Origin of the sequence: Massilia paldalensis (genome assembly GCF_044901715.1) — a bacterium.
GTDB classification, from domain to species: domain Bacteria; phylum Pseudomonadota; class Gammaproteobacteria; order Burkholderiales; family Burkholderiaceae_D; genus Telluria; species Telluria paldalensis.
The window spans coordinates 468,818-481,701 of the sequence record NZ_JBJCIU010000001.1 but is presented as its reverse complement, the minus strand read 5'-3'; the positions used below and the strand labels follow the sequence as shown (position 1 = coordinate 481,701).

16 protein-coding genes are annotated in these 12,884 nt (G+C 64.7%); 5 read left to right on the top strand and 11 right to left on the bottom strand.

All coding sequences use genetic code 11. The features are described 5' to 3' along the window. Positions 1–516, bottom strand: a complete 516-nt coding sequence (locus ACI1V7_RS02145) for a nuclear transport factor 2 family protein (RefSeq protein WP_404530132.1) — start codon at positions 514–516, stop codon at positions 1–3. A gap of 129 nt (positions 517–645) precedes the next feature. On the opposite strand from ACI1V7_RS02145, the gene ACI1V7_RS02140 reads away from it, so the two are divergent. After that, entirely contained in the window at positions 646–1,011 is a 366-nt protein-coding gene (locus ACI1V7_RS02140) for a hypothetical protein (protein ID WP_404530131.1), read from the top strand. 44 nt (positions 1,012–1,055) lie between these two features. Here the strand turns inward: ACI1V7_RS02140 and ACI1V7_RS02135 are convergent, their stop codons facing one another. Next, positions 1,056–1,622 (bottom strand): isochorismatase family protein, encoded by a 567-nt coding sequence (locus tag ACI1V7_RS02135; RefSeq protein WP_404530130.1) that lies wholly within the window; start codon positions 1,620–1,622, stop codon positions 1,056–1,058. Positions 1,623–1,736: 114 nt separating this feature from the next. Between ACI1V7_RS02135 and ACI1V7_RS02130 the strand changes: the two genes are divergently transcribed. After that, positions 1,737–2,345 carry a TetR/AcrR family transcriptional regulator gene (locus tag ACI1V7_RS02130; protein WP_404530129.1) on the top strand — a complete coding sequence of 203 codons (609 nt, stop codon included), beginning with the start codon at positions 1,737–1,739 and terminating at the stop codon, positions 2,343–2,345. On the opposite strand, the gene ACI1V7_RS02125 is transcribed toward ACI1V7_RS02130, so the two are convergent. Further along, positions 2,342–2,743 carry a RidA family protein gene (locus tag ACI1V7_RS02125; RefSeq protein ID WP_404530128.1) on the bottom strand — a complete coding sequence of 134 codons (402 nt, stop codon included), beginning with the start codon at positions 2,741–2,743 and terminating at the stop codon, positions 2,342–2,344. The genes ACI1V7_RS02130 and ACI1V7_RS02125 overlap by 4 nt on opposite strands. Positions 2,744–2,858: 115 nt before the next feature. On the opposite strand from ACI1V7_RS02125, the gene ACI1V7_RS02120 reads away from it, so the two are divergent. Beyond that, positions 2,859–3,800, top strand: coding sequence for a LysR family transcriptional regulator (locus ACI1V7_RS02120; protein WP_404530127.1), 942 nt, complete (start codon positions 2,859–2,861; stop codon positions 3,798–3,800). On the opposite strand, the gene ACI1V7_RS02115 is transcribed toward ACI1V7_RS02120, so the two are convergent. Next, positions 3,778–4,791: a hypothetical protein gene (locus ACI1V7_RS02115; RefSeq protein WP_404530126.1), complete on the bottom strand. Its 1,014-nt coding sequence runs from the start codon at positions 4,789–4,791 to the stop codon at positions 3,778–3,780. The genes ACI1V7_RS02120 and ACI1V7_RS02115 overlap by 23 nt on opposite strands. Before the next feature lie 123 nt (positions 4,792–4,914). On the opposite strand from ACI1V7_RS02115, the gene ACI1V7_RS02110 reads away from it, so the two are divergent. After that, entirely contained in the window at positions 4,915–5,166 is a 252-nt protein-coding gene (locus ACI1V7_RS02110) for a DUF3297 family protein (RefSeq protein WP_314547372.1), read from the top strand. A gap of 104 nt (positions 5,167–5,270) precedes the next feature. Here the strand turns inward: ACI1V7_RS02110 and gltA are convergent, their stop codons facing one another. The 7 genes from gltA to ACI1V7_RS02075 all read right to left on the bottom strand — a co-directional run bounded on the left by gltA (position 5,271) and on the right by ACI1V7_RS02075 (position 11,514). Further along, on the bottom strand, positions 5,271–6,572 hold the full coding sequence (gene gltA / locus ACI1V7_RS02105; RefSeq protein ID WP_404530125.1) for a citrate synthase: 1,302 nt from the start codon (positions 6,570–6,572) through the stop codon (positions 5,271–5,273). Between the two features lie 86 nt (positions 6,573–6,658). Continuing rightward, positions 6,659–6,925, bottom strand: coding sequence for an FAD assembly factor SdhE (locus ACI1V7_RS02100; protein ID WP_404530124.1), 267 nt, complete (start codon positions 6,923–6,925; stop codon positions 6,659–6,661). Positions 6,926–7,128: 203 nt separating this feature from the next. Then, entirely contained in the window at positions 7,129–7,839 is a 711-nt protein-coding gene (locus ACI1V7_RS02095) for a succinate dehydrogenase iron-sulfur subunit (RefSeq protein ID WP_404530123.1), read from the bottom strand. A gap of 66 nt (positions 7,840–7,905) precedes the next feature. Further along, positions 7,906–9,684, bottom strand: a complete 1,779-nt coding sequence (gene sdhA / locus ACI1V7_RS02090; RefSeq protein WP_404530122.1) for a succinate dehydrogenase flavoprotein subunit — start codon at positions 9,682–9,684, stop codon at positions 7,906–7,908. 2 nt (positions 9,685–9,686) lie between these two features. Beyond that, on the bottom strand, positions 9,687–10,055 hold the full coding sequence (sdhD, locus tag ACI1V7_RS02085) for a succinate dehydrogenase, hydrophobic membrane anchor protein (protein ID WP_290414760.1): 369 nt from the start codon (positions 10,053–10,055) through the stop codon (positions 9,687–9,689). Positions 10,056–10,058: 3 nt separating this feature from the next. Further along, the gene (gene sdhC, locus ACI1V7_RS02080) at positions 10,059–10,490 is read right to left on the bottom strand and encodes a succinate dehydrogenase, cytochrome b556 subunit (protein WP_290414761.1); all 432 of its coding nucleotides are present in this window, start codon (positions 10,488–10,490) and stop codon (positions 10,059–10,061) included. A gap of 202 nt (positions 10,491–10,692) precedes the next feature. Continuing rightward, positions 10,693–11,514, bottom strand: a complete 822-nt coding sequence (locus ACI1V7_RS02075; RefSeq protein ID WP_404530121.1) for a GntR family transcriptional regulator — start codon at positions 11,512–11,514, stop codon at positions 10,693–10,695. A 264-nt stretch (positions 11,515–11,778) separates the two neighbouring features. Between ACI1V7_RS02075 and ACI1V7_RS02070 the strand changes: the two genes are divergently transcribed. Continuing rightward, positions 11,779–12,768 carry a malate dehydrogenase gene (locus ACI1V7_RS02070; protein WP_404530120.1) on the top strand — a complete coding sequence of 330 codons (990 nt, stop codon included), beginning with the start codon at positions 11,779–11,781 and terminating at the stop codon, positions 12,766–12,768. The last annotated feature ends 116 nt before the right edge of the window (positions 12,769–12,884 follow it).

Here is a 12,884-nt window from a genome sequence, read left to right as displayed (position 1 = left end):
TTATTTTGCGCCGGCCGCACCGGCCTCGGCCGCCTTGACGAGGCCCGTGACCTGGTTCGCGATCTGGTTCGGCACGGCGATCGACAGCTGGTAGTGCACGATCTCGAAGCCCTTGGCCGTCTTGCGGATCACGCCGCTGGCCATGCAGTGGCCGAGGTTTTCCGTGTCCAGCAATTCGTCGAACCAGATCAGCGAGCCGTCCGGCGACGCATACACGTTGCGGCGCGTGGCGCGGAAGGTCCAGGCCGGCTTGTTGTCCTGGAAGTAGCCCTTCGCCCATTCCTTGAACGCATCGCGTTTCCACAATTCGCTGCGGTCGGTGCCGATATAGACCCCGTCGGCCGCGATCTTGTCGAAATAGGCCTGGCGCCCGTGCGCGGCATCGTCATGCCAGCTGTCGACGAAGTCGTTGACCTGCTTGACCAGGCGCGGATCGGCTTGGGACGCGGCGGCGGCATCGGCCACGGGGAAGATGGCAGCCACCAGCAGGCAGCAGGCGAGGAAGAACGACTTCATGGGCGATCCTTTCCGGGATATCGAGACATGCATATCAGTTAACAAAGTGTAACGAGCTCGTGCGATAACTACCGCACGGGGTAGCCGTAGTGTACATTTTTGCTAACGACGTCACGACATGCACACGACATGAACGTTCCCGCATTCGCAAGCGCGATGGTGATGATGGCACTGGCCGGCCCCGCCGCGGCCGACGAGACGCCGTCGCCGGCGCAACCTTCGCTGCGCGCGCGGCTGTCCGGCGACGTCATCAAGGAGGCGGTCAGGGAAACGCTGGCGGAAGCGCCGGCGACGCGCAAGGAGGCGGGGCCGGTCCTGCGCGCCGATCGCTACGAGGCGTTCGGGCGCGAGATGGAGGAAGCCCGGGTGCCCTCGTGCTGGCACGCGGACGCGATGAAGCACCAGCCGCCGAAGATCGGCCCGATCAATATTGGCGGCATCTTCGTGCTCCCCTTCCTGGCCGCGGCCATCGTGCGCGGGAAGTGCAGTCCCTGAAGTGCAGTTCCTGAAGTGCAGTTCCTGAAGGGAGCGGCCCGGCCTCAGGCTTGCCCGGCGGCCGCCACGATTTCCTCGGTGGTGCGCACGCGGCCCAGCAGCGGGAACACGTTGCGCACGGCGAATTCGTGGTTGCCCTCGCCGATCGACGTCATCGCATCTTCCACGAACACCAGGTCGTAGCCCAGGTCGTGCGCCACGCGCGCCGTCGATTCGACGCCGATATTGGTGGCGATGCCCGTCATGATGATGTCCTTGACGCCGCGGCGGCGCAGGATCTGGTCCAGTTCCGTCGCGTGGAAGGCGCCGAACTGGCGCTTGGTGACGACGAAGTCGCCCGGCTGCACCTGCGCTTCCGGCACGAGGTCGCTCGGGTTCGGCGGCACCACCTTCAGCCGCGGCAGCGCGCGGTCGGCCACGTGCGGTGCCAGCTCGCCGACACTCACGCGCACATAGACGATGGTGGCGCCGGCGGCGCGCCAGGCTTCGGCCACGCGCACGGAATTGGCCACGACCTGGTCGGCCGGATACGGCGCCAGTTCGCGCACGACATTGCCATGCTGGAGGTCGATCATCACGAGGGCGGTGGTCTTGGGATTCAGTTGGGTCATGGGAGCTCCGATAGAGGTAGGTCAGGTGTCCCGGCGGTTTTGCGAGGACATCCTCGCAAAAGATAGTAGAGGATGGCCTCGCATAAGTCAACGCGCCCGGCCTATAATGCCGGCATGACAGCATCGCCATCCGACACCGGCCCCGGCGCGGCCCAGGGCACCGCCCCGAAGCGCGAGCGCGGCCATGCGCGCGTCGCCGCGATCCTGCAGGCGGCGACGGCGCTGTTCCTCGACAAGGGCTACGAGGCCGTCACGATGACGGAGATCGCCGCCCGCTCCGGTACCGCCATCGGCTCCCTGTACCGCTTCTTTCCCTCCAAGGAAAGCGTGGCCGACGCGCTGCTGGGCACCTTTGCCGAACGCCTGGCCGAGGGGCTGGCCGCGCTGCAGGCGCACACGCCGCCGCTGGCGCCGGCACGACTGGCCGATGCCCTGGTCGACTTCATGCTGGAGCTGCGCACGCAACGTAGCGTAGCACTGGCGCTGATCGACGGGCGCGGCCTGGAAGCGCGCCGCATGCAATTGCGCGAGGCCATGCTGGCCGACCTGGGCAAGCTGCTGGCGACCGCCCTGCCCGACCTTGCCCCCGCGCGATACCCGCCCATGGCCGCGGCCCTGCTGCACCTGCTCAAGGGCGTCGGCCAGCTGCCGCAGGGCGGACCCATGGAGCAGCCGCTGCTCGACGAATTCCGCCGCCTGGTGCGCGCCTACCTGACGGCCTAGCGGGCCGCTTCCGGCAGCCTGGCGATCACCTTGATCTCGAACTCGAAGCCGTACAGCCAGGTGACGCCGATGCCCGTCAGCGTCGGATGCGGCGCCTCGCCCCAGTACTCGCCGACGACCTTCCAGATCGTCTCGAACTTCGAGGCCGGATCGACGATGAACACGGTGACGTCGACGACGTCGTCGAAGCCGCAGCCGGCACTGGCCAGGATGCCGTTCAGGTTCTCGAATGCGCGCCGGACCTGGGATTCGAGGTCCACTTCGGGCGAGCCGTCTTCGCGGCTGCCCACCTGGCCGGACACGAACAGGAAGCCGTTCGAGCGGATCGCCGGCGAATAACGGTTCTTTTCATACAGTGCCTGGCGTCCAGGCGGAAAGACGACATCGCGCTTGTTCATCACTTGCTCCTCGTGGTTGGATGCGAGCACTGTAGTCGTTTGTCATGCGCGGATAAACCAGCCATTGACGACCTCACTATTCGTATAATCCAAATAATCACGAGGAGGAGAGCCGATGGACCGATTCGATGCGATGACCGTGTTCGCGCGTGTCGTCGAGACGGGCAGCTTTACCAGGGCGGCGCTCACGCTGGGCATGAGCAAGACCAGCGTGACGCAGCTCGTGCAGCAGCTCGAGGCGCAGCTGCGGGTGAGGCTGCTGCACCGCACGACGCGCAAGGTGAATGTGACGGCCGACGGCGCCGTGTATTACGAGCGCGTGCTGGCGATCCTGGCCGACGTGCTCGACGCCGAGACGAGCTTGCCGAGCGCCGACACGCGCCCGCGCGGCCGCCTGCGCATCGACGTGCCCAGCCCGCTCGCCAGCATGGTGCTGGTGCCGGCCCTGCCCCGCTTCCATGCGCTGTATCCCGACATCCAGCTCGACCTGGGCGCGAGCGACCGCCCCGTCGACGTCATCCGCGAGAACGTCGACTGCGTGCTGCGCGGCGGCCCGCTCAGGGACGGATCGCTGGCGGCGCGCCACATCGCCGACCTGACGCTGGGCGTGTACGCGGCGCCCACCTACCTTGCGCAGGCCGGCATGCCCGCCCACCCGCGCGAACTGGACGAGGACCGTCACCGCGTCGTCGGTTTCCGCTGGGCCAGCACGGGCCGCAACGTGCCGCTGGCGCTGGTGCGCGGAGAAGAGGAAGTGACGGTCCGGGGCCGCTACACGCTGTCGCTCGACGAGGGCAATGCCTACCTGGCGGCCGGAGTGGCGGGGATGGGCGTGCTCTGGCTGCCCGACTACATGGCGCGGCCCCATGCGGCGCGCGGCGAATTGCTACGGCTGTTCGACGACTGGCGCATCGCGCCGATGCCGCTGTACGCCGCCTATGCGCCGCACCGCCACGTCAGCCCGCGGCTGCGCGCCTTCATCGACTGGGTCGCGGCCCTGATGGACGAGGTGGCGCCCGTGCAGCGCCCGCCGCTCAGGCACGGCGCGCCGTCCTGAGCTGGCGCACGTCCGGCTGGCGCTCGACGTCGCGCGGCATGCCGACGGCCACGGCGAACGGCAGCAGGAAGGGATACAGCTCCCAGACCAGGCGCCCGTCGAGGCGCCCGAACACGGCGCCCAGCAGCGCCGGCACCAGCATCAGCAATAACAGTCCTTTCAGGTCGCCGATGCGCGGTGGCGCGCGGCGCAGGCCCGCCATCGCCAGCGGCACGACGAGGCCGGCGCAGCCGAGCAGCGCCAGCCATCCCTTCCAGTCACCGAGACGGGCGGCGATGGCCACGGGATCGGGCAGCCAGCCGGTGCCGGGAACATCGGCCTCGATCCACCAGCGCACGATGCCCAGCCAGGCCAGCGCGGCGACGAGGGCGACGCTGCCGGGCGTGCGGCCGATCCGTTGCGTGGCCACGAGCCAGCCGAGAAGCAGGATGTTGTCCTCGCTGATGGCCGTCGCCGCCAGCGCTGCGCCCAGGGCCAGGCGCGGCTTGGCCGTGAGCACGGCGAACACGAACAGCATGCGCATGCAGATGGAACCCGGCTCGACGAGCGCCGTCGGCGCGTACCAGACGACCGGCAGCGACAGCATGACGAGCATGCCCGCCGCCAGCGCGCGCTGGGTGCCGAAGCCCATGCGCCGCACGGCGGCCGTCGCCAGGCAGGCGGTGGCCGCCACGAACAGCCAGTTCAGCAGGCCGAACACGTTGCCCGCCTGGCCCGGCAGCAGGGCGGCCAGCGCCGGCACGGCGAGACGGTAGGAGAACGGGGCCTGCAGCGCCGACTGCGGCAGGTCGCCGCGCAGCCAGCGCACGGTGTCGAGGTAGGCGTGGGAATCGAAGGCGCTACCGCCGAGGCGCCAGGCCATCAGCACGAAGGTGACGAGGGCGAATCCGCCGATCACGAACGTCCAGTTGAAACGCCGGGGGATCCGGTAGACGTTGGAACGGAGGGTGGACTGGGCGTTGGACTGTGTATGGTCCGGTGACTGCGGCATGGGACGGAGGTTGAGTTGACACTTGGATTCAGGATAAGCAAAACGTGCGAACCCGTCCACACGGTACGCATGATCGTGCTCGGCACACTCGCGTGCCGGCACGGAATGATGGATAATTCGGCCATGAACGATACTACCCAACTCCCACCCCTGCCCGACCGCCTGTCCATCGACCCGAAGAGCCCGCACCACGATGCGGAAGTCTTCAAGCACCCGGTCGGCATCCGTTTCAACGGCAAGGACCGCGTCGACGTCGAGGAATACTGCATCAGCGAAGGCTGGATCAAGGTCGCGGCCGGCAAGGTGCTGGACCGCAAGGGCAAGCCCATGCTGATCAAGCTGAAGGGCACGGTCGAGCCGTACTACCAACAATAATTCAACGCCAACGAAAATGAAAAGGCCGCCGGATCGCTCCGGCGGCCTTTTCGTTGGGGCGTCCCGACACGGTGGGCACAGGGTGCCCACCATGCATCCAGACATCAACGCTTGTCGTTACCCGGCACGTCGCGTGCCGGCGAGCCGACGAACAGCTGGCGCGGACGGCCGATCTTCTGTTCCGGATCGGCGATCATCTCGTTCCACTGGGCGATCCAGCCCACGGTACGGGCCATCGCGAAGATGCCGGTGAACAGCGAGACCGGGATGCCCAGGGCCGACTGCACGATGCCCGAGTAGAAGTCGACGTTCGGGTACAGCTTGCGCGACACGAAGTATTCGTCGTTCAGGGCGATCTTTTCCAGTTCCATGGCCAGCTTGAACAGCGGGTCGTCGTGCAGGCCCAGTTCTTCCAGCACTTCATGGCAGGTTTCGCGCATCAGCTTGGCGCGCGGGTCGAAGTTCTTGTAGACGCGGTGACCGAAGCCCATCAGCTTGACGCCCGAGTTCTTGTCCTTGACCTTCTCGATGAAGGCCGGGATGTTCTCGACGCTGCCGATTTCCTTCAGCATGTTCAGTGCGGCTTCGTTCGCGCCGCCGTGTGCCGGGCCCCACAGGCATGCGATGCCGGCGGCGATACAGGCGAACGGGTTGGCGCCCGACGAACCGGCCAGGCGGACGGTCGAGGTCGATGCGTTCTGCTCGTGGTCGGCGTGCAGGGTCAGGATGCGGTCCAGCGCGCGCACCAGCACCGGGTTGACCTTGTACTCTTCGCACGGGTTGGCGAACATCATGTACATGAAGTTGGCGCTGTACGACAGGTCGTTGCGCGGGTACATGAACGGCTGGCCGACGTTGTACTTGTACGCCATCGCGACCAGGGTCGGCAGCTTGGCGATCAGGCGGATCGCCGAGATCTCGCGCTGCTTCGGATCGTTGATGTCCAGCGAGTCGTGGTAGAACGAGGACAGCGCGCCGACGGTACCGACCAGCACGGCCATCGGGTGCGCGTCGCGGCGGAAGCCACGGAAGAAGAACTGCATCTGCTCGTGGATCATCGTGTGCTTGGTCACGTTCTCGGTGAACGCGGCCTTCTGCTCGGCGTTCGGCAGTTCGCCGTTCAGCAGCAGGTAGCAGGTATCCAGGAAGTCGCCGCCGACGGCCAGCTGCTCGATCGGATAGCCGCGATACAGCAGCTCGCCCTTGTCGCCGTCGATGTAGGTGATGGCCGACTGGCACGCCGCCGTCGACATGAAGCCCGGATCGTAGGTGAACTTGCCGGTCTGGCCGTACAGCTTGCGGATGTCGATGACGTCCGGGCCGATGGTGCCCTTGTAGATCGGCATATCGACCGACGGGCTGCCGTCCGAGAACGACAGGGTGGCTTTGGTATCAGAGATGTTCATGGCACTTCCTTATCTTGGAGGTGGGTCTACAAAACAAAATTAAAACGAACCATTGAAAGATCGAATGCTTCGAGCTTTCAGCCGTTTTACGCTTGCCTCAAGCGCGCAAGCAGCGCCCGCACGTTGGGCCGGTCGACCTCGCCTTCGGGCTCGGTGCGTGCCAGCAGCAGGTCCATCAGCGGATTGTCCGCCAGGTCCAGCAGCCGGGTCAGCGCATCGACGTCGTCGTCCGTCAATTCTTCTTCATGCGCATCGAGGAAGCGCGTGAGGATCAGGTCGTTTTCGAGCAGGCCACGGCGTGCGCGCCAGCGCAGGCGGGCACGGTTGGCGGGGTCGGATTGATGCGTTATCACTCTAGAGTCCGTTGTTGGGTCAACACTATACTCCGGCTGCCGTTTAGCGACAGTACGGTAGTTTTACTGTATTTATTGCAACATTTTCGATGGAATACCGCCAGAATATACGCAACTCCTGGCGGGTATGCCGTCTGCCTGGCGGGCATGCGCTGCCCGCCATATTCGGTATGCGCCGGAAACGGCGCATACCGCTTTGCCGCTTAGATTGCCCGGCGTACCAGCAATTCCTTGATCTTGCCGATCGCCTTGTTCGGATTCAGGCCCTTCGGGCACACGTCCGTGCAGTTCATGATCGAGTGGCAGCGGAACAGGCGGTACGGGTCTTCCAGGTTGTCCAGGCGCGCGTTGGTCGCTTCGTCGCGCGAGTCGGCGATGAAGCGATAGGCCTGCAGCAGGCCGGCCGGGCCGACGAACTTGTCCGGATTCCACCAGAACGACGGGCACGAGGTCGAGCAGCAGGCGCACAGGATGCACTCGTACAGGCCGTCGAGCTCTTCGCGCTCTTCCGGCGATTGCAGGCGCTCTTTCTCCGGCGGGATCGAGTCGTTGATCAGGAACGGCTTGACCGAGTGGTACTGCTTGAAGAAGTTGGTCATGTCGACGATCAGGTCGCGCACGACCGGCAGGCCCGGCAGCGGACGCAGCACGATCGGCTGGGTCAGCTCGTTCAGGTTCGTCGTGCAGGCCAGGCCGTTCTTGCCGTTGATGTTCATCGCGTCCGAACCGCACACGCCTTCGCGGCAGGAGCGGCGCAGCGCCAGCGAGTCGTCGACGTCGGCCTTGATGCGCTGCAGGGCGTCGAGCAGCATCTTGTCGGTGTCTTTCAGCTCGACGGTGATGTCTTGCATATAGGGCTTCGAATCCTTGTCCGGATCGTAGCGGTAGATCTTCAGTTGGACTGTGCGTGCCATGTTTTACCTATCAGTGAGGAGCGGACCGCGGTCCGGCTCCATAAATTCTGTCGTCGGTCTGGAAAATCAGAACGTACGGGGCTTCGGTTTGAACGTGTCGACCGTCAGCGGCTTGGTCACGACCGGCTTGTAGTCGAGGCGGTTGCCTTCCGAGAAGAACAGGGTGTGCTTCATCCAGTTCTCGTCGTCGCGGTGCTCGAAGTCGCTATGGGCGTGGGCGCCGCGCGATTCCTTGCGGGCCGCCGCCGAGATGACGGTCGCCTTGGCCACTTCGATCAGGTTGTCCAGTTCGATCGCTTCGATGCGGGCGGTGTTGAACACCTTCGACTTGTCCTTGAACGACACGTGCTTGCGGCGCTCGTCCAGGGCCATGATTTCGCGGACGCCTTCGTCCATCAGCGCCTGGGTACGGAACACGCCGCAGTGCTTCTGCATCGTCGCGCGGATCGCGTTGGCGACGTCCTGCACCTTCTCGCCACCGGTCGAGTTCTCCAGCTTGTTCAGGCGGTCCAGCGCGTAGTCGGCGAAATCGCCCGGCAGCGTGCGGTTGCCCTGGGCCTTCAGGTTCTGGCCGACGATGTGGTTGCCGGCCGCGCGGCCGAACACCACCAGGTCGAGCAGCGAGTTGGTGCCCAGGCGGTTGGCGCCGTGCACCGAGACGCACGAGCATTCGCCGATCGCGTACAGGCCGTTGACGATCTTCTGGCCGCCGGTACCGTCCGGTGCCACCACCTGGCCGTGGATGTTGGTCGGGATGCCGCCCATCTGGTAGTGGATGGTCGGGACGACGGGGATCGGTTCCTTGGTCGCGTCGACGTTGGCGAACTTGTGGCCGATCTCGAGAATCGACGGCAGGCGCTTGCGGATGGTGTCCGCGCCGATGTGGCGCAGGTCCAGCAGCACGTGGTCCTTGTTCGGACCGACGCCGCGGCCTTCCTTGATCTCCTGGTCCATCGAGCGCGACACGAAGTCGCGCGGCGCCAGGTCCTTCAGGGTCGGCGCATAGCGCTCCATGAAGCGTTCGCCGTTCGAGTTGATCAGGATGCCGCCCTCGCCGCGCACGCCTTCCGTGATCAAGACGCCCGCGCCGGCCACGCCGGTCGGGTGGAACTGCCAGAACTCCATGTCCTGCAGCGGCAGGCCGGCGCGTGCCGCCATGCCCAGGCCGTCGCCGGTGTTGATGAAGGCATTGGTCGACGCGGCGAAGATGCGGCCCGCGCCGCCGGTGGCGAACACGGTGGTCTTCGCTTGCAGCATCATGACGTCGCCGGTTTCCATTTCCAGCGCGATCACGCCCAGCACGTCGCCGTCCTGGTTGCGCACCAGGTCCAGCGCCTGCCATTCGACGTAGAAGTGGGTACGCGAGCGCACATTGCGCTGGTACAGCGTGTGCAGCAGTGCGTGGCCGGTACGGTCGGCGGCGGCGCAGGCGCGCTGCACGGGCTTCTCGCCGAAGTTGGCGGTGTGGCCGCCGAACGGACGCTGGTAAATGGTGCCATCCGGGTTGCGGTCGAACGGCATGCCGAAGTGTTCGAGTTCATACACGACCTTCGGTGCTTCTCGGCACATGAATTCGATGGCGTCCTGGTCACCCAGGTAGTCCGAGCCCTTGACGGTGTCGAACATGTGCCAGTACCAATCGTCCTCGCTCATATTGCCCAGCGAGGCGCCGATGCCGCCCTGCGCGGCGACGGTGTGCGAACGGGTCGGGAAGACTTTCGACAGCACGGCCACGTTCAGGCCGGCTTCGGACAACTGCAGTGCGGCGCGCAGGCCGGAACCGCCGGCGCCAACGATGACCACGTCGAAGTGGCGGGTAGGAATTGCGTTCTTGATTGCTGCCACGATTACACGCTCCAGAGAATTTGCACGGTCCAGGCGGCGCAGGCGAGCAGCCAGAGCACCGTGGCGATCTGCAGGGTCAGGCGCAGGCCGACCGATTTGATGTAGTCCATCCAGATGTCACGGATGCCGACCCACACGTGGTAGTACAGGCCGAAGAACGTGACCAGGGTGAAGAGTTTGAACCACTGGCGGGCGAACAGGCCGGCCCAGCCTTCGTAGGTGAAGTTCTGGCCGGTCAGGAAGGAGACCAGCAGGATGACGGTGAAGATCACCATCACGATCGCGGTCACGCGCTGGGCCAGCCAGTCGCGCATGCCGTAGTGGGCGCCGACGACGAGGCGGCGCTGTCCGATGTTCTTGGGGGTTGCCATGATTTAAAACACTCCAAACAGTTTGAGAGCGACCAGCACGGTCAGGGCCAGGCTGATGACCAGTACCCAGCGCGCGGTCTTCTGCGAATCATCCTTGTCAAGGGCAATGTGGTTGTCCATGAACAGGTGGCGGATGCCTGCGGTGAAGTGGTGCAGATACGCCCAGGACAGGCCCAGGATGATCAGCTTGGCGAACGGATGGCTGACGATGCCGGCGAAATGCGCAAACGAGATTTCGGAGCGGATGCTCTGTTCGAACAGGTACAGCAGGAACGGCAGGAACAGGAACAGGCCGGCGCCGCTGACCCGGTGCAGGATCGAGACGATCGCCGACGGCGGCTGCTTGTAGTACCCGCGGTACGTAATGTCGCCAAAATCGACGTTACGAATTACCGGCCGGCCCTTTTTCTGGGCCTCTCTCACGGCTTCGGACATTTGGAACACCTCCATTGTTACTTAAAGTTATCAAACCCGCAGTTTCGCCGATTTTGTGACCTGCTCCAATCTCCATTGCGGGGGGCTCCGGAGCTCGGGGAGAACGCGCCGACCGGGCTACCTCGTCGCTTTCCCAAAACCAACTCATTCTAATCGCAACAACAAATTACTGCACCAAGCATAGACCTAGCGCAAAACCTCTTCATGACAATTCGTTCTGATAATGATGCTGCGCAGTTAAATACAATCCACGGCGCAATTCCACTGCCTTGTCGCCATAGGTAAACGAGGTCCGGTCGACGCACAGCAGCGGCGTGCCTTCCGGGACCTTCAGGTGCTCGGCGGCGCCCGCATCGGCCGCCACCGCACGGATCTTTTCCGAGGCACGGATCATGCGCGTGCCGAACTCGGATTCGAACAGGCCGTACATCGGGCCCTTGTATTCGGCCAGGCGCTCGGCCGTCAGGCCCTTGAACAGCTGGCCCGGGAGCCACAGCTCTTCCAGGATGGTCGGGGCGCCGTCGAACGTCATCAGGCGCTTGATGTAGACGATGGCGTCGCCGGACTTGAGGTCGAGCACGCGGGCCACCTCGGCGGACGCGCGGATGCGCTTGACCTCGAGGTATTCGTGGCCCGGCTGGTGCGGCACGCCTTCGTCCGGCATCAGCTTGAGGAAGCGGAAATGGGCGCGCGCCTCGTTGTGGCTGGCGACGAAGGTGCCCTTGCCCTGGCGGCGCACCACCAGGTTCTCGGCGGCCAGCTCGTCGATGGCCTTGCGCACGGTACCCTGGCTCACCTTGTAGCGGGCGGCCAGCTCGACTTCGCTGGGAATCAGTTCGCCCGGCTTCCACTCGCCCGACTGCAGGCTCTGGGTGATCAGGGCCTTGATCTGCTGGTACAGGGGAGAGAAGGTCGGCGACATGCCCGTCTGGGAAGGAGTCGCTCCGCCCGTGGCGCTGCCTGCGCCTGCGGCCCCGCCTGCAGCGGTGCCATGATTGTTCGGGTTGGACGGAGCTTGGTTCATAGACCGCGATTTTTTCATAAATCCCCTGCCCCGTCCAGTGCGAACGCGGCAAGATTATGTGTCTTATATAAGACATATGATATCAATTGACAGATGGAATTGTACAGGACTACACTCGCGGTCGATCGGGCGTGGATGTACTCCTGAAGACTACGTCACACCCCCGTTCCACCGGACTGCCCTTTTGGTATGATGTCAGTTTCGCCAAACTGGCGTATCCTCGGCGTCGCTCCGTTTTCTATCCCAACTATTTGGAGATTCATCATGGCTAAAACCCCAATGCGCGTTGCCGTCACCGGCGCGGCCGGCCAGATCGGCTATTCCCTGCTGTTCCGCATCGCCAACGGCGACATGCTGGGCAAAGACCAGCCGGTCATCCTGCAACTGCTGGAAATCGACAACGAGAAGGCCCAGAAGGCACTCAAGGGCGTCATGATGGAAATCGATGACTGCGCATTCCCGCTGCTGGCCGGCATGACCGCCCACAGCGACCCGATGACCGCCTTCAAGGATGCCGACGTCGCCCTGCTGGTCGGCGCCCGTCCGCGCGGCCCGGGCATGGAGCGCAAGGACCTGCTGGAAGCCAACGCCCAGATCTTCACCGTGCAGGGCAAGGCGCTGGACGCCGTCGCTTCGCGCAACGTGAAAGTGCTGGTGGTCGGCAACCCGGCCAACACCAACGCCTACATCGCCATGAAGTCGGCCCCGAACCTGCCGGCCAAGAACTTCACCGCCATGCTGCGCCTGGACCACAACCGCGCCCTGTCGCAAGTCGCGGCCAAGTCGGGCAAGGCCGTGGGCGAGATCGAGAAGATGGTCGTCTGGGGCAACCACTCGCCGACCATGTATGCCGACTACCGCTTCGCCACCGCCGGCGGCCAGTCGCTGAAGGACCTGATCAACGACCAGGAATGGAACGCCAACACCTTCCTGCCGACCGTCGGCAAGCGCGGCGCCGCCATCATCGAAGCGCGCGGCGCCTCGTCGGCCGCATCGGCCGCCAACGCCGCCATCGACCACGTGCGCGACTGGGTGCTGGGCACCAACGGCAAGTGGACCACGATGGGCGTGCCGTCGGACGGTTCGTACGGCATTCCGGAAGGCGTCGTGTTCGGCTTCCCGGTGACCACCGAGAACGGCGAGTACAAGATCGTCCAGGGCCTGGAAATCGATGCATTCTCGCAAGACCGCATCAATAACACCCTGAACGAACTGAACGAAGAACGCGCAGGCGTCGCTCACCTGCTGGGCTGATCGTAGGGGTCAGAGCCCGGTTTTGGTTTTAAAGGGCTCCGACCCCGGTGTTCGCCGCAGCCGAGGGGTCAGAGTCCGGTGTTGCTTTTCAAAGGACTCTGACCCCGGTGTTCCGC

Coding starts and splice junctions, on each gene's coding strand:
- ACI1V7_RS02145 (WP_404530132.1), bottom strand. CDS start 516: ATGAAGTCGTTCTTCCTCGCCTGCTGCCTGCTGGTGGCTGCCATCTTC.
- ACI1V7_RS02140 (WP_404530131.1), top strand. CDS start 646: ATGAACGTTCCCGCATTCGCAAGCGCGATGGTGATGATGGCACTGGCC.
- ACI1V7_RS02135 (WP_404530130.1), bottom strand. CDS start 1,622: ATGACCCAACTGAATCCCAAGACCACCGCCCTCGTGATGATCGACCTC.
- ACI1V7_RS02130 (WP_404530129.1), top strand. CDS start 1,737: ATGACAGCATCGCCATCCGACACCGGCCCCGGCGCGGCCCAGGGCACC.
- ACI1V7_RS02125 (WP_404530128.1), bottom strand. CDS start 2,743: ATGAACAAGCGCGATGTCGTCTTTCCGCCTGGACGCCAGGCACTGTAT.
- ACI1V7_RS02120 (WP_404530127.1), top strand. CDS start 2,859: ATGGACCGATTCGATGCGATGACCGTGTTCGCGCGTGTCGTCGAGACG.
- ACI1V7_RS02115 (WP_404530126.1), bottom strand. CDS start 4,791: ATGCCGCAGTCACCGGACCATACACAGTCCAACGCCCAGTCCACCCTC.
- ACI1V7_RS02110 (WP_314547372.1), top strand. CDS start 4,915: ATGAACGATACTACCCAACTCCCACCCCTGCCCGACCGCCTGTCCATC.
- gltA (WP_404530125.1), bottom strand. CDS start 6,572: ATGAACATCTCTGATACCAAAGCCACCCTGTCGTTCTCGGACGGCAGC.
- ACI1V7_RS02095 (WP_404530123.1), bottom strand. CDS start 7,839: ATGGCACGCACAGTCCAACTGAAGATCTACCGCTACGATCCGGACAAG.
- sdhD (WP_290414760.1), bottom strand. CDS start 10,055: ATGGCAACCCCCAAGAACATCGGACAGCGCCGCCTCGTCGTCGGCGCC.
- sdhC (WP_290414761.1), bottom strand. CDS start 10,490: ATGTCCGAAGCCGTGAGAGAGGCCCAGAAAAAGGGCCGGCCGGTAATT.
- ACI1V7_RS02075 (WP_404530121.1), bottom strand. CDS start 11,514: ATGAACCAAGCTCCGTCCAACCCGAACAATCATGGCACCGCTGCAGGC.
- ACI1V7_RS02070 (WP_404530120.1), top strand. CDS start 11,779: ATGGCTAAAACCCCAATGCGCGTTGCCGTCACCGGCGCGGCCGGCCAG.